The 23,187-nt window shown below is 70.8% G+C and carries 23 protein-coding genes and 4 pseudogenes; 15 read left to right on the forward strand and 12 right to left on the reverse strand.

What is annotated here, in order from left to right; genetic code table 11:
- Window positions 1-334 precede the first annotated feature (334 nt).
- Window positions 335-718 carry a hypothetical protein gene (locus ACFU7Y_RS15190; RefSeq protein ID WP_380768199.1) on the forward strand — a complete coding sequence of 128 codons (384 nt, stop codon included), beginning with the start codon at window positions 335-337 and terminating at the stop codon, window positions 716-718.
- A 269-nt stretch (window positions 719-987) separates the two neighbouring features.
- Here the strand turns inward: ACFU7Y_RS15190 and ACFU7Y_RS15195 are convergent, their stop codons facing one another.
- The 3 genes and pseudogenes from ACFU7Y_RS15195 to ACFU7Y_RS15205 form a co-directional block, all read right to left on the reverse strand.
- Entirely contained in the window at window positions 988-1,464 is a 477-nt protein-coding gene (locus tag ACFU7Y_RS15195; protein WP_380768201.1) for a DUF5994 family protein, read from the reverse strand.
- A 300-nt stretch (window positions 1,465-1,764) separates the two neighbouring features.
- Window positions 1,765-2,722: pseudogene (locus ACFU7Y_RS15200) on the reverse strand (PP2C family protein-serine/threonine phosphatase).
- A 197-nt stretch (window positions 2,723-2,919) separates the two neighbouring features.
- Window positions 2,920-3,988 (reverse strand): annotated as a pseudogene (locus ACFU7Y_RS15205) (IS110 family transposase).
- Between the two features lie 706 nt (window positions 3,989-4,694).
- Between ACFU7Y_RS15205 and ACFU7Y_RS15210 the strand changes: the two are divergent.
- Entirely contained in the window at window positions 4,695-5,204 is a 510-nt protein-coding gene (locus ACFU7Y_RS15210; protein WP_380768214.1) for an ISAs1 family transposase, read from the forward strand.
- 352 nt (window positions 5,205-5,556) lie between these two features.
- On the opposite strand, the gene ACFU7Y_RS15215 is transcribed toward ACFU7Y_RS15210, so the two are convergent.
- Both ACFU7Y_RS15215 and ACFU7Y_RS15220 read right to left on the reverse strand, forming a co-directional pair.
- A complete protein-coding gene (locus tag ACFU7Y_RS15215) occupies window positions 5,557-6,639 on the reverse strand; it encodes an HAD-IC family P-type ATPase (RefSeq protein WP_380768203.1) in 1,083 nt (360 codons plus the stop codon).
- A gap of 289 nt (window positions 6,640-6,928) precedes the next feature.
- Window positions 6,929-7,156, reverse strand: coding sequence for a hypothetical protein (locus ACFU7Y_RS15220; RefSeq protein WP_224277040.1), 228 nt, complete (start codon window positions 7,154-7,156; stop codon window positions 6,929-6,931).
- A gap of 70 nt (window positions 7,157-7,226) precedes the next feature.
- Here ACFU7Y_RS15220 and ACFU7Y_RS15225 point away from each other — a divergent pair, with 70 nt between their 5' ends.
- From ACFU7Y_RS15225 to ACFU7Y_RS15240, 4 genes are all read left to right on the forward strand, one after another.
- The gene (locus tag ACFU7Y_RS15225) at window positions 7,227-7,553 is read left to right on the forward strand and encodes a hypothetical protein (protein WP_224277038.1); all 327 of its coding nucleotides are present in this window, start codon (window positions 7,227-7,229) and stop codon (window positions 7,551-7,553) included.
- Window positions 7,554-7,691: 138 nt separating this feature from the next.
- On the forward strand, window positions 7,692-7,946 hold the full coding sequence (locus ACFU7Y_RS15230) for a hypothetical protein (RefSeq protein ID WP_380768205.1): 255 nt from the start codon (window positions 7,692-7,694) through the stop codon (window positions 7,944-7,946).
- 6 nt (window positions 7,947-7,952) lie between these two features.
- On the forward strand, window positions 7,953-8,126 hold the full coding sequence (locus ACFU7Y_RS15235) for a hypothetical protein (RefSeq protein WP_380768206.1): 174 nt from the start codon (window positions 7,953-7,955) through the stop codon (window positions 8,124-8,126).
- Window positions 8,127-8,330: 204 nt separating this feature from the next.
- A complete protein-coding gene (locus ACFU7Y_RS15240; protein WP_380768208.1) occupies window positions 8,331-8,681 on the forward strand; it encodes a hypothetical protein in 351 nt (116 codons plus the stop codon).
- Window positions 8,682-9,464: 783 nt separating this feature from the next.
- On the opposite strand, the pseudogene ACFU7Y_RS15245 reads toward ACFU7Y_RS15240, so the two are convergent.
- Both ACFU7Y_RS15245 and ACFU7Y_RS15250 read right to left on the reverse strand, forming a co-directional pair.
- A pseudogene (locus ACFU7Y_RS15245) lies at window positions 9,465-10,247 on the reverse strand (cytochrome c oxidase assembly protein); the annotation flags it as partial.
- On the reverse strand, window positions 10,247-10,807 hold the full coding sequence (locus ACFU7Y_RS15250; RefSeq protein WP_224276118.1) for a DUF2243 domain-containing protein: 561 nt from the start codon (window positions 10,805-10,807) through the stop codon (window positions 10,247-10,249). The gene ACFU7Y_RS15250 and the pseudogene ACFU7Y_RS15245, both read right to left, overlap by 1 nt.
- A gap of 498 nt (window positions 10,808-11,305) precedes the next feature.
- Between ACFU7Y_RS15250 and ACFU7Y_RS15255 the strand changes: the two are divergent.
- A pseudogene (locus ACFU7Y_RS15255) lies at window positions 11,306-11,398 on the forward strand (zinc ribbon domain-containing protein); the annotation flags it as partial.
- A gap of 426 nt (window positions 11,399-11,824) precedes the next feature.
- Here ACFU7Y_RS15255 and ACFU7Y_RS15260 read toward each other — a convergent pair.
- From ACFU7Y_RS15260 to ACFU7Y_RS15270, 3 genes are all read right to left on the reverse strand, one after another.
- Window positions 11,825-12,322, reverse strand: a complete 498-nt coding sequence (locus ACFU7Y_RS15260) for a hypothetical protein (protein WP_224276120.1) — start codon at window positions 12,320-12,322, stop codon at window positions 11,825-11,827.
- Window positions 12,323-12,345: 23 nt separating this feature from the next.
- The gene (locus tag ACFU7Y_RS15265) at window positions 12,346-13,593 is read right to left on the reverse strand and encodes a S1 family peptidase (RefSeq protein WP_224276122.1); all 1,248 of its coding nucleotides are present in this window, start codon (window positions 13,591-13,593) and stop codon (window positions 12,346-12,348) included.
- Between the two features lie 286 nt (window positions 13,594-13,879).
- The gene (locus ACFU7Y_RS15270) at window positions 13,880-14,029 is read right to left on the reverse strand and encodes a hypothetical protein (RefSeq protein ID WP_224276124.1); all 150 of its coding nucleotides are present in this window, start codon (window positions 14,027-14,029) and stop codon (window positions 13,880-13,882) included.
- A gap of 384 nt (window positions 14,030-14,413) precedes the next feature.
- On the opposite strand from ACFU7Y_RS15270, the gene ACFU7Y_RS15275 reads away from it, so the two are divergent.
- Window positions 14,414-14,971: a hypothetical protein gene (locus ACFU7Y_RS15275; protein ID WP_224276126.1), complete on the forward strand. Its 558-nt coding sequence runs from the start codon at window positions 14,414-14,416 to the stop codon at window positions 14,969-14,971.
- 126 nt (window positions 14,972-15,097) lie between these two features.
- Here the strand turns inward: ACFU7Y_RS15275 and ACFU7Y_RS15280 are convergent, their stop codons facing one another.
- Both ACFU7Y_RS15280 and ACFU7Y_RS15285 read right to left on the reverse strand, forming a co-directional pair.
- Window positions 15,098-16,441, reverse strand: coding sequence for a helicase-associated domain-containing protein (locus ACFU7Y_RS15280; RefSeq protein WP_224276128.1), 1,344 nt, complete (start codon window positions 16,439-16,441; stop codon window positions 15,098-15,100).
- Window positions 16,438-17,190 (reverse strand): hypothetical protein, encoded by a 753-nt coding sequence (locus ACFU7Y_RS15285; RefSeq protein WP_224276130.1) that lies wholly within the window; start codon window positions 17,188-17,190, stop codon window positions 16,438-16,440. Before ACFU7Y_RS15285 ends, ACFU7Y_RS15280 begins: the two co-directional genes overlap by 4 nt.
- A gap of 226 nt (window positions 17,191-17,416) precedes the next feature.
- Between ACFU7Y_RS15285 and ACFU7Y_RS15290 the strand changes: the two genes are divergently transcribed.
- The 7 genes from ACFU7Y_RS15290 to ACFU7Y_RS15320 all read left to right on the forward strand — a co-directional run bounded on the left by ACFU7Y_RS15290 (window position 17,417) and on the right by ACFU7Y_RS15320 (window position 23,122).
- On the forward strand, window positions 17,417-17,659 hold the full coding sequence (locus ACFU7Y_RS15290; RefSeq protein ID WP_380768209.1) for a hypothetical protein: 243 nt from the start codon (window positions 17,417-17,419) through the stop codon (window positions 17,657-17,659).
- 23 nt (window positions 17,660-17,682) lie between these two features.
- Complete coding sequence (locus tag ACFU7Y_RS15295) at window positions 17,683-17,844, forward strand: hypothetical protein (RefSeq protein WP_224276135.1); 162 nt, start codon at window positions 17,683-17,685, stop codon at window positions 17,842-17,844.
- Window positions 17,845-18,093 (forward strand): multicopper oxidase domain-containing protein, encoded by a 249-nt coding sequence (locus ACFU7Y_RS15300; protein WP_380768216.1) that lies wholly within the window; start codon window positions 17,845-17,847, stop codon window positions 18,091-18,093.
- Between the two features lie 584 nt (window positions 18,094-18,677).
- Window positions 18,678-19,982, forward strand: coding sequence for a discoidin domain-containing protein (locus tag ACFU7Y_RS15305; protein ID WP_224276137.1), 1,305 nt, complete (start codon window positions 18,678-18,680; stop codon window positions 19,980-19,982).
- 2 nt (window positions 19,983-19,984) lie between these two features.
- A complete protein-coding gene (locus ACFU7Y_RS15310) occupies window positions 19,985-21,277 on the forward strand; it encodes an MFS transporter (protein ID WP_380768217.1) in 1,293 nt (430 codons plus the stop codon).
- Window positions 21,244-22,245, forward strand: coding sequence for a TolB family protein (locus ACFU7Y_RS15315; protein WP_380768212.1), 1,002 nt, complete (start codon window positions 21,244-21,246; stop codon window positions 22,243-22,245). The genes ACFU7Y_RS15310 and ACFU7Y_RS15315 overlap by 34 nt, the downstream gene beginning before the upstream one ends.
- A 226-nt stretch (window positions 22,246-22,471) precedes the next feature.
- Window positions 22,472-23,122 carry a heparin lyase I family protein gene (locus ACFU7Y_RS15320; RefSeq protein ID WP_224276148.1) on the forward strand — a complete coding sequence of 217 codons (651 nt, stop codon included), beginning with the start codon at window positions 22,472-22,474 and terminating at the stop codon, window positions 23,120-23,122.
- Window positions 23,123-23,187 lie beyond the last annotated feature (65 nt).

Consider the following 23,187-nt stretch of genomic DNA (forward strand, 5'->3'; position numbering starts at 1 on the left):
CACCCCCCCACATAACTCCCCCCCCGGGGGGCACCCCCGCGTGTGGCGCGGGGGGGCGGGCCCACTGTTGGGGTGGGGGGCTCGACGCGCCGCCTTCCTGGGCATCGCCATCGCCCCGCCTTGTACTCGACACAGCACACAGTGTTACGCATGGCGTCCCCCGCCCGGGGCAAGGCACACGCCGGGCCGTCACATGCTGGGCACGGCGGTCGGCGTCGAGCAGGTCGTGGCCGCGTCATTCCCGGATGTCACCTGCTTTGAACACCAGCAACCTCCGAGGTCTGTGGGCGTCTCCCATTCCCTATCGGGGGCGTGTGCGCTGCACTCGCCCGGTGTGCCGGTCGGGCGACTCGGCGCGACAACCGGCCGCGCGGCGGTGCTGGTGGAAGCCTCCCCGGTCGCGGGCGGCCTGTCCGGCCCCTACGGTCGTGTTCTGGCGCAGGCTCGTCGGGAGTGGGAGGCCAGGATGCGGTACTACCGGTGGATACTCGAGACCCAGGACGACGACGGCCGCTGGTCCCAGCAGGACGGCGCTCCCATGCCGAACCCCCTGGAATACGACGGGCCACCCCAGCAGGCGGCCAACCACCTGCGGGACGTGTTCGTCCGCACCCTCTCCAGCCCCGCTCCCGGCCCCCGGGCGATCAGGGTCCGAGCCTGGGAGGGGCGACACTCGGTCGGCGAGCCTCAGGCCGAAACCGAGTGGTCGCGCGAGTAGCGGGATCAGTCGCGGCCAGAGGGACGGGCGCGGCGCGCCGCATCACCGGTGCCTGCGCCGGACGTCCCTCCGTGCGGTACGGCTCCGATCATCGACTGCGAGGCTGCCGAGGAGCAAGGCATGATCTGGGCGCGCGGCGGTGCATGCCCGGGCGATGTCCGCGCTCTGCCTGCATGATCCGTGGTGCCGACGGGTGCGGGAGCCGACGGCGGGAAGTCAGGGTCGGGCCCGGCGGCGAACGGCATGGTGTCGTCCGCCGCTGATCGTCGTCACCCGTCGGCCCGTAGGTCTGCGATCGGCACACCTGCGGCTGTCAGGAGGTCGGTGCCGGTGCGCGTGTTGGCCGGGTCGGACGCCGCTGTCATCAGCCACTCGGCGGCGGAGGCCTCGGCCTCGGGGGGAATCACCAGGAGCTCCAGGCGCAGAGGGATGAAGGAGCACACCATCACCTCGTCCGCGTCCTGCTCCTGTTCGAACCACCCGACGTGGATGACGTGGCCTGCGACCGGGACCCGCCGGGGGATGACCGGCCAGTGCGTCGGATTCACGGTGACACGGGTGACCTTCCCCCACTTGGGGTCCAGTGCCGCCGCCAGCGGGGGGAGTTCACGCAGGAGGTCGTGCGAGTGCGGCCACCAGGCCCCGTCCAGCCGGCCCCGGGTGGCGCCCTCGGGTGTCAGGGAGAGGCGGACCGCCGGTTCCGGCCCCGGTGGGTCGGCAGCGGTGGGATCGAAGGTCGCGGTCATGTCGAACACCTGCCTCGGGCTCGCTTGTGGACGACCTGGCTACCGCCGCCAGGGCACCGCAGCTGTCCACTGGCCATGGACGGTGGGTTCTTCCACCGTACTCCGGCCACAGCCGGGCCCCGGGTGAGCAGGGGGCTGACAGTGGTGTTACCCGCTCGAGCTTCGAGGGGCCGTCGCTGTCGACGGCCAGTTCGTTGGCCTGATCCGTGCGCGACGGCGAGTCGCAGGAAGCGTTCGACCGAATGGTGTGTGCGCTGTTCTGTTGGGCGGGGCTGCGGCCGGTCCCTGCTGAGGGGCCGCCTACTGTTCTGGCATGGCGAGGTGATCGGCGGTGCCGCCGCGCCACTCGACCACGAAGGGGCTCGCGTCATCGGCCGTGGTCCCACCCCTCTCCCGCATCAGGGCGTGGGAGAGGTCCCGCACCATCTCCTGCACCCCGCCACTGGCGGGCCCGACGCGCTCGATGGCGGCGATCAGGCGTTCCTCACCGAACTGCTCTCCTCCGGTCTTGTGTTCCTCGACGAGGCCGTCGGTGTGGATCAGCACCCGGTCGCCGCGCCGGAGCTGCCGCGTGGTGATCTGCGGTGTGTCACCGCCGACGCCGACCGGCAGGGTTCCGGGGCCGTCCAGGGCCTGGATGACCCGGTGGTCGCGGATCAGCGGGGCGCGGGGTGGCCGGCGTTGACCCATTGAAGGTGGCCCGTTCCGATGTCGAGTCGCATCATCTGCGCTGTGACGAAGTGGTCGGGGCCGAACTGTCGGTCGATGGCGGCGTCCATGAACGCATACAGTTCGGCGAGCCCGACACCGGCGCGCCTGGCATGCCGGTAGGCGCCCACGGTGACGGTCGCCAGCACGACAGCGTTCAAGCCGTGGCCCATCGCATCGATCATGGCCAGATGCAGGATGTCGTCATTGAGGGCGTAGTCCAGGCTGTCGCCGGCGAGGTGCCGTCAGCCTGTGGGTGTTCGGCGGGGGCGGCATGGCGGAACGCCTCGCCGGCCCGGGAACCGTCGATGGGTACCGGATCCCCGACGGTGAGTCCTCTGCCCGGGAGCGGTACCAGGATGACTTGGCCGTAGTCCTGCAGGAGGATCGAGACGTCCCGGCCACCGATCGCGCGTACCCCACCCCTTCCGCCACCAACGGACCGATGAGCTGGGGGCGGCATCTCGTGAGCCTGGTCCAGCAGCCGCTCGCCGAACCCTACCGGCCGGCCCGCCGCAGCCGTACGGTTCTCCCGTGCGAATTCCGCCATGGACACCTCGGCTTCCTTGCAGCAGCCTCTTCCTCGACGGGCCAGGGCCGTTTCAACAGTCCTGGTGAGCGTGTGAGTCCGTAGGTCATAGCGATGCAGGGTCGGGGCCTGGCCCGTCACGAACGCGTCGAAGCTCCGGTTGAACGGGGTGACCTTCCCAAGTCGTCCTGAACCGCCGGAGATGCTCCTATCGTCTGTCAAGCGGCCTGTGCGAGGTCGATTCTGGGGATGTCTGCGCAGGTCAGGGCCCTGAAAACCTCGCGGGCTACGTAGCGCTTGAGGCAGCGGATGATGTCCTTCTTCTGGAGTCCCTGTGCGGTGCGGCGGGCGGTGTAGTCGCGGGTGCGCGGGTCGTGCCGCATCCGGACGACGACGATGCGGTAGAGGGCGGCGTTGGCGGACCGGTTGCCGCCACGGTTGAGACGGTGGCGGTCCCGCCGACCGGATGATGCGGGGATGGGGGCGACGCCGCACAGGTGGGCGAAGGCCGCCTCCGAGCGCAGACGTTCGGGGTTGTCGCCCACGGCAGCCAGCAAGCGGGCGGCGGTCTCGGGGCCGACACCCTTGACGGCGACGAGGTCAGGGGCGGCCTGGGTGGCGAGTGATGTCAACTCGGCGTCGTAGTCCGCGATTTCGCGGTCCAGATCCAGGTATCGGCGGGCCAGGCGGCGCAGGGTGAACTTCGCTGCGGCCGCCGGGGTGGGCCAGGTCGTCGGCCGGCCGGAGGCGGCTGCACATGGCGATCAGGTCGGCTGTGGCCAGGCCGCGCAGTTGGGCGCGCAGGGCGTCGGGGGCGGTGATGAGTAGGCTGCGGATCTGGTTGATCGCCTGGGTGCGAGCCTTGACGGCGGAGGTGCGGGCGTTGTGCAGGACGCGAAGCGACTCGGCGGCGCCGTCGTGGGCTTTGGGCACGATGTCGGCGCGGCCGGCGGCGACGGTCTGCGCGGCGGCGTAGGCGTCGATCGGGTCGGACTTGCCCTGCCGGTGGCGTATTCGCCGGTCGGGTCGGTTGATGTCGAAGACGGTCAGGCCGGCCGCGGTCAGGACTCGGGCGAGTTGGGTGCCGTAGGAGCCGGTGCCTTCCACTCCCACGACGCTCACGGTGCCGTGGGAGTGGAGCCAGGCCAGCAGGGCGTGGTAGCCCTCGCTGGTGGTGGGGAACTGGGCATCGGCGAGGTGCCTGCCCAGGGCGTCGACGACGGCCGCGTGGTGGGTGTCGGTGTGGGTGTCGACGCCGCCGAAGACGTCGCGGGGCTGATCGGTCATGATGGTGGTGCTGTCCTTCCGGAAGCTTCAGGAGGCAGCACACGCCGGTCGGGCGGGCGGACAGAGCAGTGACGGGGGCTTCTTGCCCAAGCTCCTGACTTGTTGAATCGGACCCAGACGCACGGTCTGCAGCCGTAGCGTCCAGGGTGTCGGTCGGCACGGGCCCGCAGTGCTCCTTGCCGCCCACGGGCTGGCTCTCTGATAGCGTGCCGCCGCTCTGCGTCATCCCGTCCCCACGTCAGTCACAGCCCGGTGGATTCGGGCTCAGCGGTGGTCGCCGGTGCGCGCTCGTACGCGGCCATCGGTCAGTGGTCCGCGAACGCTCCGCAACACGCCCTGGCCCGGCTGGGCGCCAGGGTCGTGGGCGCGCTGGGCGTTCGCGTCGCACCGAGCGTCGCCACGATCCGGCGAGTCATCGGCCTGGTCTGCCCAGGCGGTCCGGCCGGCCTGACCGGCGCCGATCCGGTCGGCTCGGACTCGATCGCCGTGGACGGCAAAGCCACTCGCGGCTCCCGAAACGGCACCTCGCCCGCCGCTCACCTGTTGGCCGCGATGACCGGCGACGGCCGGACCGTCACCCAGCTGCGGGTGTCCGACAAGACCAATGAGATCACCTGCTTCACCGCGCTGCCGGAGCCCTACGACCTGACCGGAATCACGGGTCACGGCCGATGCCCTGCACACCCAGCGCGGCCACGTCCGATTCCTGGTCGAGGAGAAGAAAGCCCACTACCTGCTGGTGGTCAAGGGCAACCAGCCCGAACTGCACCGCAGGCTCCGGTCCTTGCCGTGGAAGGACGTCACCGCCCGCCGCTACGACCGCGAGATGGGCCACGGCCGCAAGGAGACCCGCGTGACCAGGGCCCTCACCGTCACCGACCTCGGTCTGGACTTCCCCCACGCGGTCCAGGCCGTCCGCATCCTGCGCTACCGTACCGACTTCAAGACCGGCGCGGTCAGCCGCCAGACCATCTACGCGATCACCGACCTGACCTCACACCAGGCCTCGCCCCAGCGCCTCGGCCAACTCGCCAGGTCGCAACGGACCATCGAGAACCGGCTGCACTTCGTCCGCGACACCACCTTCGCCGAGGACGCCTCGAAGATCCGTACCGGCCGTGGACCCGAGAACATGGCGACCCTGCACAACCTCACGAGATCACCGGACTTTGCAACAGTCCTGCTCGACGGGCTTCCCTGCCTTGCCTCCACGTAGATCGGCGTACGCTGCAGCAGCATTTCCCCTATTTTTTTCAAATACTGATTCATGTGTACGGCGGGCTCGAATTCTCGCAATGCGGAGTATCCTGGAAGGTGCCGGTAGGAGTTACCGGTAGGACGATCGCGAGGAGGCGAATATGCAGATCACTGAGGCAGGATCCCTGGCTCTGCGACCCGTGATCGAAAAAATGTCCGCCTTTTCGGCGGGAAGATCGTAGGGTGAATGGGGGTCGGGGGGCGTGGATTCAGATCCTGCTGCCCTGGTCGGCGCTACGTCTACGCAGGCCGGAAGGCCGTTCCCCGCAGCGATGCGGGGAACGGCCTTTTCCTGGGGCGGGGGCCGTGTGTCATGGTTCGGCGGAGGACGGTTGTGCCGGCGTCCGGCTGTGGTGAAGTAGGCGGCGCGGGTGGCGGCGACTGCTGTAACGGGCCCCACCCGGCACGGCGGGAGCGGCGCCGTAGAAGATCCGCTTGCCGACCTCTACCAGGGCGAGGTAGCCGATGACCATGCCAACGAGCGCGGCGAAGAACGCGCCCGGCAGGGGATGGAAGCCGAGTGTAGCGGTCACGGGCGTGGCGGGGATGAGCGTGCCGACGGTGACGACACCGAGGGCCGCGAGGGTGAGCGGCAGGCTGGGATGGATGCGGAAGAACGGGATGTGGCGGGTACGGATCGCGAAGATGACCAGGGTCCGGGTGGCCAGGGACTCGACGAACCAGCCGGAGCGGAACTGCTCGGGTCCGGAGTGGAAGACCCCGAGCATCACCCCGAAGGTGAGGAAGGCGAAGACCGAGCTGAACGGACCGAAGTAGAGCATGAAGCGGCAGATGAAGCCGATGTTCCCAGTGCGAGGGGCGGCGGAACTGCTCCTCGTCGACGTTGTCGGTGGGGATGGCCAGCTGGTGGTGTCGTACAGCAGGTTGTTAAGCAGGATCTGAGGCGGAAGCATCGGCAGAAAGGGCAGGAACAGCGAGGCGCCGGCGGCGGAGGCCATGTTGCCGAAGTTGCTGGAGGTGCCCATCAGCACGTATTTGATGGTGTTGGCGAAGATCCTCCGCCCTTCGGCGACGCCGTCGGCGAGCACGTTGAGGTCCTTCTCCAGCAGGATGACGTCGGCGGCGTCCTTGGCGACGTCGGTGGCCGAGTCGACCGAGATTCCCATGTAGACCGCGTGCAGGGCGAGTGCGTCGTTGACGCCGTCGCCGAGGAAGGCGACCCCGCGGCCGCCGTGCCGTTGGGCGTGCACGATGCGGGCCTTGTCCTCCGGGGTGACCCGGGCGAAGACGGTGGTGTGTGCGATGGCTGCGGCGAGTTGGGGTTCGTCGACTGCGTCGAGGTCGGTGCCGGTCAGCGCGCCGCCTTCGGCCAGTCCCAGGTCGCGGCAGACCTTGGCGGCGACGGCGGGGTTGTCGCTGGTGACGACCTTCACCTCATCGTCGGTGCCACTCCGTGGTCCGGAGTGGTGGCTGACCGTGAACGCCCTCCGCTCCGATGCGCCGGCCGCAGCCCGTGCGCAGCTGTGGCCGGTGTCCTCGCGGTACGGCGAGGACACCGGCGGCTGTGGCGTCCGGCCCGGCACGTGGGGACCGCCGGCCGTGTGGTTCTCGGTCGGAGCGCACCCCCTCGACGTCACACCGGCACGATGTCCCACCGTCCCGCTCGGCGTGCTCCGCCTGCGTGCTGCGTGGCGCAATCTGCCGAGCGCCGGGGGTCCGGGGTCAGAGTTTGAACATCGTGGTGTAGGGGTGGGTGATGCGTTCCTGCCGTGATCCGAAGTCGACGAGTACCGCGATGTCGCCGTCACCTTCGACGTCGATGACTCGGCCGAGGCCGTACCTGTCATGGGTGACCCGGTCGCCGACGGCGAAGTGCTTGGGCGGCGCCTTTGTCCGAGGCTTGAAGGGGCTGGTGGGCAGGGGGCGGCGACCTGCTGAAGATTTTGTCATTCCGGCCAGTATGCCCCTGGAAGCGCGGGCGCGGGCCTCTCAAGTGCATACGAGTTCGAGTCGGGCCGGAATGCCGCGTCCGCCGTCGGTGGAGCTGCTGGACGCGGTCGAGTACACCGCGGAGCGCTGGGACTACCTCGCCGGGGTGCTGAGCCAGGACTGGCGCACCTACGACGAGGAATCGCGCGAGATCGGCTCGGCCATCGCCGCCGTGCACGGCGGCCTGTGCGAGCGACTTCGGATCGACCCGGCGGAGCTCGCCGAGCGTCTTGCGAGGCTGTCCGCCGTCTGCGAGACGGATTCGTGCCTGTACCCGACCGGTCGGTACCGGCACCTGCTCGGCCGCGACGGCCTGGAGGCGTTCGAGCGGAGGTGGAAGGAACAGCGCGGCTGGTAGCCGGACTCGCCCGGTTACCGACGTCAGGGGCAGTCCGGCTTTGTCGAGCTTGGCGGCTGGTTCCGCTTCACCCTCCTCGAGGCCCTGTTCGCCCGCACCACAACCCTGGAGGGAATCCTCGACGCTACCTTGGCTCTGATGCCCATGGCCAACGACTTCACCGTCGAACGCGACTGGGGACCGTTCATGCTGCGTGCCTTCCCCGACGGTAACGCCGGCGAGGCGGCCCTCACCGACGCTCAGCACCGACTCGTCAACGCCATCGCTGCCAAGGACGACTGCTGGGGCAACATCGGCAACAAGATCACACGGTTGCGCAGAGCCGGACTACCGACGGACCGCGCCTCTCTCCGCGTCCACCTGGTAAACCCTGACCGGGCCGCCGACGTATGACGAAGCGTGAAGAGCTGGGACCGTGGCGGCTCTGACGCCGAGGACGCCCGCCTGACGGGCCTGCTGCTCGGCACCCGCCTGCCGTCGGTGTCCGGCGGTCCGATCGCCTATGCCACCACCGGCACCGCCGACCGGGCCGCCACCGCCGACCGGGCCGCCACCGCCGCCGAGGGGGAGTGACCCGCTGATGGACCGCAAGACGTACACCGCCGAGCTCGCCGGTCTGCGCGAGCTGCGCACCGAGATCACGGCCGCGGAGAAGCAGGTCGCAGCTGCGCAGAAGGAGCTGGACAAGCTCACCGCCCAGCGCTCGCGCCGCGTGGCCGGGCCGCGGGGTACGAGGGCGCCCAGGCGTCGGCCATCGCGAAGGGCTCGGGCCTGTCGGTGGGCGACGTCGTGCGGATCGCCCCGCTGCTGGACCCGACTCCGGCCGCCGTCCGCGCCGCCAAGGCCGACGACCAGGCCGCCACCGTTGCGCCCGTCCAGGCGCTGGCACCGGCGGCCGCGCCGGTCGTCGAGCTGGCGGTCGCGGTGGCCCCGGTCCTGACTCGCCCTGCCGCCGTACTCGAGCAGCCGGCCCAAGCCCCGACCCCGGTCGAGGACCGAGCCGTCGCCGAGCAGCCCGTCCCCACCGCCCCCCATCGGTCCCGCCGCCGCTGCGCCGGTTGTCCCGGAGGCCTCGGTCGCTTCGGTCGCTGCCGCGCCGCGTCTGGTGGTCGAGGCCGGGCCGCGTGAGCTGCCCATCCTCCCTGAAGGCCCGGCAGGCGCGCGGTTCGAGGCCGTGAGACGGGCCTGGTCTCCAAGCGCCCCAACTTCACGCAGCAGGCCCGCGTGGACGCCCGGGAGCGCGAGACTATGGGGCGGCTGGAGGCCGGCTGCCCCGGCGAGATGCTGACCGTGACCCTCGCCCGCTGATTCCGGGTGCCTCCTCCGCGCATCGAGCGCGAGCCGGCGGTCGAGGCGGGGAGGGTGTCTGCGGAGCGGCGTCTGGTGGCGCCGCTCCTGACCCCGCCTCACCCCGCCGCAGGCCGCTGACCTGCGCCGGGGGAGTTTGGGCACCCCCGCTGGCCTGCACTGGGCAGTTTTGCCCCGGGGCGGTGGTGAGTTTGTCCGCCCCGGGGCAGCCGTCGCCGACGCCGTCCGGCCGCGCCCGCCGCCCCCGCTGCTCCGGTCCGCACCGCCAGACCGCCGGCCCCGTCCGGCCCGGCGGAGGGTGCTGCCGGACCTGGTCGAGCGAGCACCTCACCCCGGGCGGGGGCGTCGTCCGAACCACCTGGCACGAGCCCGCCTGCCCGGCCTGGACCCGGCGGTGAAAGACGGCGAAGGGGACGCCGGGCAGGGTCGCCGGATGCGCGACCAGCGCCACCGCACCGAGCCCGACCCGGCCCCCGGCCCCACCTCCGCCCGCGCGGGCGACAACGACCGACCGCTGTGGGTCGCCGCCCTCGCCGCCGTCGGCACCGACGTCGTCCAGGCCGGGGACGGCGGGTGTGTCCAGCCAACCGTACAGACCCCACGTCGGCGGTCGGGGCGCCAGGTGGCGACGAGAGCGGCTGCCAGCAGTAGTTCGGCGATGTCGCCGCCGTAGTACATGATCTCGGCGCCTGCCTGGACCTGGTCGATGGGGGCGTGGATGTTGGCCCAGAAGCCGCCGTACATCAGCTGGGAGATGACGGCGTGAGCGGCGATCGCGATGCCGAGGTAGACCAGCCGGGCGCGTACGCCCGGCCGCGTGGGGGCGGGGTCGGGGCCGGCGATGACGTAGGCGAACAAGCATCCGGACAGCAGGAAGTGCGCGTGCATCAGCCAGTGTGCTGGGTGGCTGTTCGTGGTCGCATTGTAGAGGGGGGTGAAGTAGAGGACCGCGAGGCTGCCCGCAGAAAGTGCCAGCGCGACCACCGGATGGGCGGCCACGCGGGCAGGCGGGCTGTGCAGCACGGTGGTCAGCCACCGTCCCCGGGCCGTGGGCAGGGTGCGCAGGAGGAGGGTGACGGGGGCGGCCAGGACGAGCGCGAGCGGCGCGTACATGCCGATGAGCATGTGTTGGGTCATGTGCCCGCGGAAGTCTTGGTGTGCGAAGCGGGCCACGGGCGGCAGTAGCGCGGCGCCAAGTAGGGCGATACCGGTCAGGCACCATGCGGTCCGCCATCGGCTCCAGCCCAAAACCGGGTTGCGCCGGCGTGCCCGGTGAGCGAGCAGCAGGTAGGCGCCGGCGGCGGCCAGCAGGGCGAGGACGGGCAGCAGCCACTCCAGGAGGCCGCTGCCCGCGTCGTGCCCGTGTGCGGGCATGTCGTGGTCCATCAGGCTCGTCGGCCCTCGCGCGTGGTGGGGGAGTTGGGGTCGAAGGGCTGGCCACTGCGCTGGAGCAGGTAGCCGCCGGCGACCAGCAGGGCGCCCAGGACGAGGAAGCCGATGTCCCACCAGACCTGGCCGTCTCCGGCGTAGACGTGGTGGATGCCGAGGATGTGGTGGTCCAGGACGCCTTCGACGAGATTGAACAGGCCCCAGCCGACGAGCATCCAGCCCCACAGCACCCGGGAGGTCCATACCCGCAGCCGGTTGTGGGTGACCCGCGAGTACAGGATGGCGAGGCCGAGGAGGACGGCCAGCCAGCACACGGTGTGGAAGATGCCGTCCCACAGGGTGTTCATCTCCAGGCCGGAGACGGTGTGGGGGTTGTAGTACTTGACGCCGATGTGGTCCTCGTTGGTGCTGGAGAGCATGTGGTGCCACTGCAGCAGTTGGTGCAGCAGGATGCCGTCGAGGAAGCCGCCCATCCCCACACCGAGCACGATGCCCGGCAGCCGGATACTCGCTGGTCGTGAGAGACCGGCTCGGGCCTCGTCCATCATGGTGGCCATCGCTCGTCTCCGCTCCTGGTTCTGGGTTGCCGGAAAAGTTCCTTCAGGGGGAGGTTCCCTTCCAGTTCGCTCTCACGCCGTGTGCGTCTCCGCCATCCGGCCCAGCTGTGCCCCGTGGAATCACCCCGCGTCGTCGGCGTCCAGGGACGCAGGGGCCGCATGCCGCCGGCAGGTCGGGGAGCTGCAAGGAGTACCGGCCGAACATGTTGATGTGGTGACGGACGAAGGGGGAGAGCTGGGCAGTGGCACCCCGCGTCGAGTAGCTGGCGAGGTCGGCCGGCTCGCCGAGGAGGGCCTGGTCCTCGGCGCTGTGGTGGCCGGAAAGAACGTCGTCCAGGGTGAGGTCGCCGCCTCCGCGTCATCCGCCGACCCCCCGGCCTGGGCCGCCCCTCTCCGCCCCCACCGCCGCATCCTCACCGCTCTCGACCAGCTGCGCCCCGGCACCGTGACGGCCATCGATGTCCGCGTCGGCCCCGCCCCTGTGATGCAGTACGCCCGGGGGTGTTCCTCACGTTCCTGCGCGCCAAGGCCGAAAGCGCCGGACGGGAAGTGATCGCCGTGGACCCCCGCAACACCTCCCGGACGTGCCCCGCAACCCCGTCGACAACGTGGCGGTCAATGCGTGGATGGCCGGCCACATCCACGGTGAGGACGGATGTGACGGGTGCGAGGGCAGTCGCGGACCCTCCGGCCACGGCCGGAATGACCGGGTGAAGCAGATCACGGGGCTGCCCCCTGACATCACCAAGTGGTTCGACCGGGACCAGTGGAATGCTGCGCTCCACGACAGCGGCTTCAGCGTCCAGCGGCGCTGACTACGAAACGGGAGAAGGCCCGGCATTGCCGGCCAGCGCGGTCCGCAGCCGGCCGGGGCCCAGGCGGGCCCCGGTTCGGCGCGCCGGGGAGCACAGCAGTGCCTGGCGGCCAGGGCCGCCGGGCACGTCTCCGGCTTCATTTCTCCTGCTGCTGCGCGATCAGAGCGGGCGGGGCCGCGAGCCCGGGTCGATGCCGGTCCGGTCAGGGAGTGTTGCCGTGGACCGTCGTGCGGCCGGGGTAGTGGGTCGCCAGGTAGGTGCGGGCCGCGGTGAGGTCGCCGACGACGCCGACGGTGGTGCGGCCGTCCGGCGCGGCGCCGGTCTGGAAGACCGCGAAGCCGGGCTGATTGAGTGCCTGGAGGTCGCCTTCGAGCTGGTAGTCGTGGCCGCGTCGAAAGACGAGGTCGGAGGTGATGTGGCCGCGCACGACCCGTGTCCGACCTGGGAAGCGCTGGTCGAGGGCGCGGCGGGCGTCGTTGAGGTCGCCGATCACTTCGACGGTCTGCACCCTGTCACCGGGGTGGGCACCGACGGTGTCCACGTGCCAGGTGGCCGGGCCGACGCCGGCGTTGTAGATGGCCTGCTGGAGGTCGGCCAGCGACTGCCCCCGCGGTCCGGCGGGCTGGGCGGCGGCCGCGCCGCATGCGACGGCCAGGACGGAGACGGTGACCAGGAGCCGGCCGGTGAGTGCAACGTCCACGGGCGTGCCCTTCTTTCATGCTGTCAGGCGATGGAGAGGCCGAACTTGTCGACGACCGGCGAGATCGGGGTGTACAGGAGGGTGTCGTAGCAGGTTGTCCGGACAGCTGTGTCCCCGCAAACAATCCTGTTGCCACCACCGGCAACGGCGATGCCTCTGGCCTGCATGTCCTCACCGCCGTTGATGCTGGCGAAGACCGGCCCGCCGCTGTCTCCCTGGGCCACGGCGATGGTGCTGTCGTCGGTGCGCTCGGCGATGTCCATGTCGGTGTGCCAGGTGCCCTCGACGTTGGCGGCGTACTCGGTTTTGGTGATCTTCAGACCGCAGTGCACGCCGGACATGGCCCCGCTGTCACACACCAGTCCTCCGACGTTGTTGTGCCCGGCGCCGAAGGTCCGCTTGGAGTAGCCCGACGCGTTGTTCCAGGCGCCGTCGTAGAAACGCCCGGACGGAGTGCCGTTGACATTGATCACGGCCACGTCGAGAGCGGTGTCCGCATCGGAGACCGAGCCGATGACGGCCCCTGTGCCGGTCTTGTAGGTGCCGGAAGTGCCGCAGTGCGCGGCGGTGAGCAGGACGGCGGTCTTGCCGCGCCAGGCACCGAACCCGCTGCTGCAGAACGCGTTGGCGGGGGAGGTGAGTTCGGCGCCGGCGCTCCAGGGGTTGGCGTCGCTGTGGCGGGTCGCCGTGGCAGTGGGAGCGGCGGCCGGGGCAGCGTCGACGGGGACACCCGCGAGCTCGGCAGCGCGAGCGGCGACTTGCTCGCGCGCGCGAGCACCGTCCCGATGTGCAGTGCCCGGGGTGTAGCCGACAACCAGCCCGGTCCCGTCCGCCGTAGGCCCGGCCGAGTTCCACACCGCGCCCGCGTCGCCGCGCACCGCGGCCGCCACGAGCCGGTCCCGCGCCTCGCGCAGCTGCCGCAGGGTGTAGGGCGCCCGCCGGACCGTGGCCGTGACCCCCGGCGGGGTGTGCGCCAGCAGGTCGGTGACGCGCTCGGGCACGTCCCCGTGCCAGTACAACGTCAGTCGACCCTCCTGCGGGTCGACAATGTGCCCGGCGTAGCCCGGGACCTGCGCGCGCCGGTGCTCGGGCACCCCGAGAGCGGCGTCGGCAAGCCGGTCGAGCACCACCTGACGCCAGAGCACCTCAGGGGCCACGACGCCGGCTGTGCGGCGCGTGCCGAGTGCGGGCGACGCCGTCGCCGCTCGGGCCGGCACCGCGGTGAGAAGGGCGAGCAGGGCCCCGACAGCGGCCGTCCTGCTGGTTCGCATCCGCCCAGTACCCCACAACACGGGTCAGCGGCACCAGCTGCTGGGCCCCGTGTCACCCGCATGAGCGACCCGGCCCGCCCACGATAGACGGCGTGTGGAAGCAGCAGGGGCCGGGCGGGCCGCGGCTACCGGCTGCCGGTCGAAGCGGGGGGCGAGACCGTGTCGGTGGTGTCCGGCTCCAGGGTGACCGTGACGTAGGTCGGTGCCGGAGTGGTCAGTTGCGGACCCGCGGCATGAAAACAGCAGCTCATCACCGCGGGATCGCCCACGCGCTGAGCCGGCCGCGTCAGCCCAGCCGGAGCCGCCACCCGCCGCCGCGCTCCTTCGGCGGGCCGGCCGCGACCTCACCCAGCGCCCGCTCCTCCTGCACGGCGAGCTGCGCACGCTGGTCGTCGGTGAACTGCACGACCAGGTCCAGCGCGCGGCGTTGGTCCACATGCTGGCGACATCGGCCATGGCTGCGCCCAGCACGGGTCACAAATGGCCTGCGTGAGGGCGGAGATGTCCGTGCTGCTGGCCTGTTCGCCTGCCGTGCTGCGGAGGGATGCCTCGGGCGGCCACCCCGGTTTGTTCGGAACGAGCCGTAGTGGAGCTGTATTTGACCGACCGGGGCCTGATGGCCATTGTTTGCCCCATGTCGAATATCAGTACGGGTGGTTCTCCGTCACTCGCTGTCGAGGAGGGTGGCTCGCAGGCCGCCGACGAGAGCGCCGCGGACCGCTTGAAGGCCCGTTGGGCCGAGCCGGCCGCGCCCGTGTCGCCCTGGTGGAAGCGTGTACGGCGGGCGACGTGGATCAAAGCGGGTGGTGGGGCAGCGTGCGTGCTCCTGGTCGCGGGGGTGCTGGCGACGAGGCCCGGGCAGGACGACCTGAAGCGCTACCGACTGGATCCGCCGCAGACCATCGGTGAGCTGACCCGTGAACCGGACAGCGGCGGGCGCTACGCGCTGCTGGACCAGGAGCTGTTCCCGAACCTTCCCACAAAAGTCCGTTACCGGGAACACTTCGTGACCGGCTACAGCCTGCCCGGCAGCGACGAGCCGGACTTCCTGGTGGTCGGCGCCACGGGCTCCTTCGCGAGCCCGGTCGGAGAGCTGGATCGCCTCCTGGGCGGCGCGGACCCCAAGGACGACCCGGTACCCGAGCACGGGTCCTCGCCGGCCGGGTACACGGTGTTCCCGCCAGGCCCGCTGGGCGGCTACCTCAAGTGTGCGGGCAACAAGAAGGGGCTGGTGCCGGCCTGCGCCTGGGCCGACCAGAGCGGGACCACCATCGGGAGCGTTGCGGACTACCGCAGCGGTGCCAACACGGACGACCTGCCGTCTCTCGCCGAGCGCGCCAGAACTGTGCGCGAGGCGATGACGCATCAGGAGAAGTAGCGCGTGCGCGTGGGCCATTTTCACGAATCCTCATCACTGTGCCGCCCCACCTCCGACAGCGGGGGAGGTGGGGTGGCGATGAGAGTGTGCGATCAGAGCCAGTCGAGTCCGAGCGCGGCGGCCTGGTCATCGGACCTGTTCCAGCGGGTACCCCTGGGCCAGAGCGGCCTTGCGGAAGGCGGCGAGCCGTTCGGCGGGGACGGCGAAATGGCGCTCCCCCAGCCGGGTCACGAGGGTACGCAGGCGCCGGTCCCCGGCCAGGAGAGCGGCGACGGCACCGTCCGCGCATTCGATCAGGTGGACCGGGCCGGTGTCGCGGACCTGGCCGAGGCGGCGAGCGGCGTCGTCCAGGAGCGTCGTGACGGTCTGCGGCAGCGGATGCCGGCTTGCCGACTCCAGGTAGCGACGCAGTTCGGTGAGGTCGCGTCCGGCGTCGGCGGCTTTGAGCAGGGAGCGGTGGGTGAGGCTCCAGACACGGTCGCTGGTCTTGTCTGCGAAGGCGTCCAGAAGCAGGGCGTCGCCGGGGGCCAGTCCGTCGAGGGCGGCGATGTCGTGGTTCGGCAGGACGGTGATCCGGCCGGCCGGGGTTGCCGGTTGGGGCTTGGGGCTGGGGGTGTAGGTGGCCGCTTGATCGGTGGCGTAGGCGCCGAGTGGGTTGAGGCGCAGGGCGAGCAGGCCGTCGTAGCGGCTGAGTTGGTCGAGGTAGTCGCCGCCCCAGTTGTGCTGGTAGTCGGTGCGGGCTCCGGTGGGCGGGACGTAGTCGATGTCGATCAGGCCGAGGACGGCCGCGTACTCGAAGAGCACGGCGAGCGTGTAGCGTCCTTGGAGCAGTGACCAGTCGTGGTGGCCGTCGTAGCCGAGGCTTCCGTACTGGGGGTCTTCCAGGTACAGCTTCCACTGGGCGCGTTCGGTTCGGGTGATGACGGGGTCCTGGCCGGCTCGGCGCATTTGGGCGAACAGGTCGTCCATGGCGATCCACTGGCCGGTTGTGCGGGCGGCGAGCGCCTGGCCGACGAGCTCGCGGCGCGGTCGGACGGCGGTGAGCACGTTCGCGGCGCGCTGGCCCTTGATCTCCTCGATCCGGGAGAACTCGTCCAGCAGGGTGTTCTTCAGCCAGCGGTGCCACAGGGCGGCGATGGTCTCGTGCGCGGGCTTGGCGAGGGCGGTGCGACCACGCGGGGTGAGCGTGAGCCTGCCGGAGGCGAGGGTCGCCAGGCCACCGGCCTGGAGGAGTAGCGGCCAGGCGAAGGCGGCGATGGCCTCGTGCTCGTAGAAGTCGCCGCCGTCGAGGACCTCGACGATCGCGGCGACGGCGGCCGCGCTCGGCCTGCGGGTCTTCTCGCTGCAGCGCAGCTTGCCCGTCGCGCACAGCTGGAGCACTGTGGCCAGGTTGGCCTGCGCCTCGTGCTCGGTGACACGGATCCGGCGCTCCTTCTCCTGCCGGTCCTCGAGCTGGTGGTCGATGCTCACAGCTGTCCCATCGCCACGGTGTAGTGGAAGCCGTCCGGGCCGCAGGACTGCTCCAGGGTGCGGACGATGTGCCGGGCGTCGTCGTACGGGCCGGAGGCGTAGAACGGCTTCCCCCCGCGGCCGAAGACGATCGCGGGCTCATCGCCTCGCACAGGCCCGAGGTAAGGGGCGGTGTTCGCAAAGCCCGGTGCGGGCGTGAAACCGAGGGAACGCGCGTACGCGACCGCACCGTGGACGATCGTGCGGGCCTGGTCGAGCTCGATGCTCAACGGCGGCTGGTCGAAGGCCGAGTAGTACCGGCGCAGGTACGAAAGGAGTGAGCCGGCTCCGATGACCTCCGGCTCGACGGTGTTCTTGACGCCCAGGCAGTAGACGTCGACCAGGAACCCGCACACCGTCAATCTGCTGGCACGCTCCTGACGGGCCACCAGCACCTGGGCGAACCCGCTGGTCTCCGTATCGTCGGAGGCCTGGGGGTACCCCCGGCCGGAGGCTGGGGGAGGGTCGGCCTCCGCCCACGCGGGTACGGCGGCCAGCCCCAGGCCGGCGCTCCAGCCCGCGTTCACCCAGCACCCGACCACCGGCCGATCGGCCGGGGCCGTCCCTGCCGTCCGGCACTCGGCCACCTGTCGCAGCAACGCACTCGCCTGCGCAGGGCGCAGGCCGAGCGCCCTCGCGATCTGCTTCGGCCCGCTCCCCGCCGCCCGCAGCTCCAAGACCCTGGCCAGGACGTCATCGTTCTCCATCATCCGGGCATTGTCCACCAGCCCCGGACACCGGAGACACCCGCCCATGACCGTTCGACCCCAACGGCTGGCGCATGCGCCAAACGGCCGCCGTCGACGTGGCAGTGCCGCTATGCTGGGGCGTTCCAGGGCTGGCGTCCGCCACGATCGGGTCCACCCGACCGCTCACCTCAACCCGACTACGTCACCTCTGCAACTCGCAGGCCTCCCCGCAACCGCCACTGCCGCCGTGGTCGCCGTCGCCGAACGCGACCGCCGGGGCTACCTGATTCAGGCCCAGCTCGCCGACACCGGCAAGTACCGCTACGAGCGAGCGATCAAGCTGCTCCGTCGCCTGCGCGCCACTCACACCACAGCAGGCGTCCCCGACGGCTTCACCCGCTACCTCGTCAAGCTCCGCGCGGAGGCCCCTGCGGACCGGCCGTCTCCGGTCTCTCCGAGCGGTAAAATCGCGCTGGGGGTGGCACACTGAGCAGTCGCTCGGACCCGCTGTGGGTGCCGGACCCTCTCGGCACCGTCGAGCGGCTGAACCCTGACGCGGCGGTGGCCACCCGTGCCTTTCTCTTCCAACAGAGCCCGGAACACGGCTGGACCATCAACGGCATGCCCTACTCGCCCGGCCGCGCACTGGCCCGGCCGAGGCTCGGCACCACCTAGATCTGGCGGTTCGTCACCGACTTCCACCACCCCGTCCATCTGCACCTGAACCACTTCCAAGTCCTCTCCCGCAACGGAGGTCCGCCCGGTCCCTTCGACGCGGGTTGGAAGGACACCGTCGACCTGCGCCCGGCCGAGGCCGTGGAGCTTGCCGTCCGGTTCACCGACCACGTGGGGACGTTCATGCTTCACTGCCACAACCTGGAGCATGAGGACATGGCGATGATGGGTGACTTCGTCACTGTGTGACCGGGGCGTGGAAGCGGGGCCTCTGGAATCCGACGGCGGGTAACCAGCATGAGTTCCGGGTGTTGGGTGAAGGCCGGGCCGTCTCGACCTTCTGGTGGGGTGCCTTGGCGCGGCCTACTGGCGAAGTCGGCGAGGGCCCGGCCGGAGTCGCGCCGGACGAAGTCGGCCAGTGCGGCGTGCACGCCGAAGGCCTCGTACGCCTGGTACCGCGATCTCGTCGCGGCACACCGGGAACGGTCTGCGGCGATGGATCATGACGGTCAGTCAACCAAGCTGTCCTGTATGGCACTCGGGCCGGGTGTCGGGACGATGCGGGCGGCGGGACGGTGTCGCCGCACTATTGATAGGGAACTTTACTTTCTATTATGCTGTCGGCTGGCGGCTTGGCGCGGCGTCCGTGCAGGAGGGGCGTGACGCGCTCAGTGAGAGCTCTGACCCGGCCGCCGCGGCGGTGTGACGCCGCTTGCCGGTGAGTTCGTGTGGTGTGGACCGGAGTCCAGCTCTCGCCGTTTCTCAAGGTCATGGAGTCAGGGATGCGTCTGGGTGTCTCGGCAAGGCCTGTTCGTGTCGGAGTATTCGCCGCTGTGCTCGCGTTGCTCGGCGGCCTGTTGCTCGGCTGGTCCGAGCGGGCGGGGGCGGCGGGCGATCCGCTGATCTCGCAGGGGAAGGCCGCGACGGCCTCGTCCACCGAGGGGTCGTCGTACGCGGCGGGGAAGGCGTTCGACGGGAGCGCCTCCACACGGTGGGCGAGTGCGGAGGGAGAGGACCCGCAGTGGCTGCTGGTGGACCTTGGAGGGAGCGCGGGGATCTCGCGGGTGAAGCTGAGCTGGGAGGCCGCCTACGCGAAGGCGTACCGGGTGGAGGTGTCGGCGGACGGGGTGACCTGGACGACGGTGGCGGAGGAGAAGGCCGGGAACGGCGGGACGGACGATTGGCCAGGGCTGGGCGCCAGGGGCCGATACGTCCGGATGTACGGGACGGCGCGCGGGACGTCGTACGGGTACTCGCTGTTCGAGATGCAGGTGTACGGGGTACCGGACGGCGGTCCGTCACCGACCGGCCCGTCACCGACCGGGACCACTCCGGGCGGGGCGTTCACCGTGGTGGCGGCGGGCGACATCGCCGCGCAGTGCACCGCCTCGGACAGCGGCTGTGCGCATCCGAAGACGGCCGCGCTGGCCCAGCGGATCAACCCGAGGTTCTACCTGACGATGGGTGACAACCAGTACGACGACGCCCGGCTGGCGGACTTCCGGAACTACTACGACAAGACCTGGGGGGCGTTCAGGGCGAAGACCCACCCGGTGCCGGGCAACCACGAGACCTACGACCCGGCGGGGTCGTACGCCGGGTACAAGGCGTACTTCGGCAGCATCGCCTACCCGCAGGGAAAGAGCTGGTACAGCTTCGACGAGGGCAACTGGCACTTCGTCGCACTGGACTCCAACGCCTTCGACCAGAGCGCTCAGATCGACTGGCTCAGGGCCGACCTGGCGGCCAATGCGAAGAAGTGCATCGCCGCCTACTGGCACCACCCGCTGTACTCCTCGGGCGGGCACGGCAACGACCCGGTCTCCCGGCCGGTGTGGAAGATACTCTACGGAGCCAGGGCAGACCTGGTGCTGAACGGGCACGATCACCACTACGAGCGGTTCGCCCCGCAGGACCCGGACGGGAAGGCCACCGCGGACGGGATCGTCGAGATCGTCGGCGGGATGGGCGGTGCCGAGCCGTACCCGATCGAGCAGGTCCAGCCGAACAGCCAGAAGCGGATCAGCGGCGACTACGGCGTGCTGAAGCTGGACTTCACCGACTCCGGCTACGGCTGGACCTACGTCGGAACGGACGGCCAGGTCAAGGACACCGGCCCGAAGTACAGCTGCCACTGATGATGTACCTGGCCACCACCGGCCGCCGTACGGACGCGCCGCCCCACCCCGCCGGGACGGGGCGGCGCGTCCCCGGCACGGTCATCGCCCTCGGCGCGGTCAGCCTGGTCACCGACGTCTCCTCGGAGATGGTCACCGCCGTGCTGCCGCTCTACCTGGTGCTGGGGCTCGGCCTCTCGCCACTGCAATTCGGTTTCCTCGACGGGCTGTTCAACGGCGCCACAGCGCTGGTCCGGCTGCTCGGCGGCAGAATCGCCGACCACGGCGGTGGCCGACACCGGACGGTCGCCGGGGCCGGCTACCTGCTCTCGGCGCTCTCGCGGCTCGGGCTGCTGCTGGGCGGCGGAGCCGCCGGAGGGATCGCCGCCGCGCTGGCCGCCGACCGGCTCGGCAAGGGCGTGCGGACCGCGCCGCGGGATGCGCTGATCTCACTCAGCGCACCGCCGGAGGCGCTCGGCCGGGCGTTCGGAGTACACCGGGCGATGGACACCACGGGGGCGCTGCTCGGACCCCTGGTCGCGTTCGCGGTGCTGTGGGCGACTGCGGACGCGTACGACGCGGTCTTCGCGGTCAGCTTCGCCATCGGGCTGTTCGGCGTGCTGGTGCTGGTCCTGTTCGTCCCGGCGGGGGCGGTGCCGGGGGCCGGGGTGGCCGGGGCCGGGGCGGGGGCCGGGGTGGCCGGGGCGGCGGTAGCGGCCGCCGAGTCAACGCCCACCGGAAGGAGGAGGAGCAGGACACTCGGCGATCCGGTGTTCCGGCGGGTCGTCACGGCCGCCGCGCTACTGGGGGCAGTGACGATCGGCGATTCCTTCCTCTACCTTCTGCTCCAACGCGGCCTGGACCTGCCGCCCCTGCTCTTCCCGTTGCTGCCGCTCGGCGCTGCGGCCGGCTACCTGCTGCTGGCCGTACCGGCGGGCCGGATCGCGGACCGGACCGGGAGGCGCATTCCGTTCCTCTGCGGGCACGCCGCGCTGCTCGCCGCCTACCTCACCCTGATGGCCCCGCCGGGATGGCCGGCCGCCGTACTCGTCCTGGTACTCCTCGCCGTCTTCTACGCCGCCACGGACGGCGTGCTGATGGCACTGGCCGGGCCGGTGCTGCCGCTCGACGGCCGCGCGAGCGGCCTCGCGGTGCTGCAGACCGGCCAGGCGCTTGCCCGGCTGGTCGGTGCGGCCGGCTTCGGTGCGGCCTGGACGTGGTGGGGGCCGCGCCCGGCCCTGTCGGTGGCCGCACTCGGGCTGGCCGCCGCACTCGTCGCAGCATGGCGGATCCTGCCGGAGGGGGAGGCCTCGTGAAGGCGCGTCCAGTGGTGCTGATCGCAGCCGCTCTGGTACTGCTGGGCGGTTCGCTGGGGTACGTGCTGCACGCCCGGCAGCGCAACGGCGGGCAGCGGCTCGTTGCCGCGGAGAACTCGTTCACCCTGGACGAGCCCGGGCTCTACTACCGGGACACCGCCATCGGGCGGGTCGCCCGCAGCCCGGGGGTGCCGGACGGGCCGTCCTGTGTCCGCTTCCACGCCGGGGGAGACCGGGCCCTGTGCCTGCGGGCGCTGCCCGGCACCCCGGCGCGCACCCAAGCGGTGGTGTACGACCGGCGGTTCACCGAGCTCCAGACGGTGACGGTGCCCGGGATCCCGAACCGGGCCCGGGTGTCGGCCTCCGGGCAACTGCTTTCTTGGACCACCTTCGCCGTGGGGGACTCCTACGCGGCGGGTACCTTTTCCACCCGGACGTCGATCCTGGACCTGCGCACCGGCTACCTGGTCAAGTCGGTCGAGTCCATCCCGCTGACCGTCGACGGTGCCCGCTACCACGCCGCTGACGTCAACTACTGGGGCGTCAACTTCGCCTCGGACGACAACCGTTTCTACGCCACCGTCTCGACCGGCGGCCGGACCCACCTGGTCGAGGGCGACCTCCGGGCGTGGTCGGCCCGCACACTGCGGGAGAACGTCGAGTGTCCCTCGCTCTCGCCGGACGGTACCCGGATCGCCTTCAAGAAGAAGGTCTCGGCCGACCCGGCGGCGCCCTGGCGGCTCCACGTCCTGGAACTGGCGGGACTGCGCGAGCACCCGCTGGCCGAGTCGCGCAGCGTGGACGACCAGGCGGCCTGGCTCGACGGGGAGACGCTCGGGTACGCGCTGCCGGCCCAGGACGGGAATGGCACCGATGTCTGGAGCGTGCCGGCGGACGGCAGCGGGACGCCGCACCTGCTGGTGCCCGGCGGCTCGTCGCCGGTGACCGTTCCGGCGGCGTCGAAATGACCCGGCGGCCGGCGCCGCGCAGCCCCTACCGCTCGGTGGGGTGCTCGGCGGCATCACCAACCCCCACCGCGGAGCCCCGCAACGGCGCCCGCGGCCTACCGGCCTGGACGGCGTCCGTTCCGGCCGCTCATTCATCAGGGAGACAGATGTCGCTTCTGTCTCAGCACCGCAAGACCGTCGTCGGCGTCGTGGCCCCACCACGCTCGCGATCTCCTGCGGCCCGGCCGTGGCCAGCGGCTCCGCGGCCGTCACGGGCAAGGTCCTGTGGACCCCGAGCACCAGCAGGGGACCGTCCTCCTTCGCTGCCGTCCAGTGCGCGTCGGGCGACTTCCGCGTCGTCAAGGACTCCGCCAAGGGCAGTGTGTGGCGGGCGTTCCAGGCCGCGGGCGAGGAGCGCTGCGAGACGCTCAGCCCCGACCTGAAGGAGGGCGACACCTTCTACCTGGGCTGGTCGTCCAAGGTGGACATCAAGGACTCGAACAGCCGGTACGTCTTCCAGCTCAAGTGCACGCCGAGCACCGACACGGCGAACCACCCGATCGAGATCGACGCAACGACCGGGCGCATCCGCCTCCAGGAGTGGGACACCGATCACGTCGCGCACACGCTGTGGACCTCGCCGACTGCCAACAACCAGTGGCACGCCTACGCGCTGAAGATCCGCCTGGGCCGTACCGACGGCACCATCGACTTCTGGTTCGACGGCGTGAAGCAGACCTTCACCATTGGCTCGGGTACGTTCAAGGGCACCACCTGGGACGGTGACCGCAACTATCTCAAGTGGGGCTCCTACCACCCCTCCTCGGGGGACGCGACGAACACCTTCACCAGCCCGGTCATGGCGACCACCCTGGAGGCGGCCACCGCCGGCTCGTAAGGGCCCGGTGGACCAGCTTGGGGCGATTTAGTCGGGTAGCCGGGTCACGGCAACGTGACCCGGCT

The organism is Kitasatospora sp. NPDC057542, assembly GCF_042801945.1.
GTDB lineage: Bacteria > Actinomycetota > Actinomycetes > Streptomycetales > Streptomycetaceae > Kitasatospora.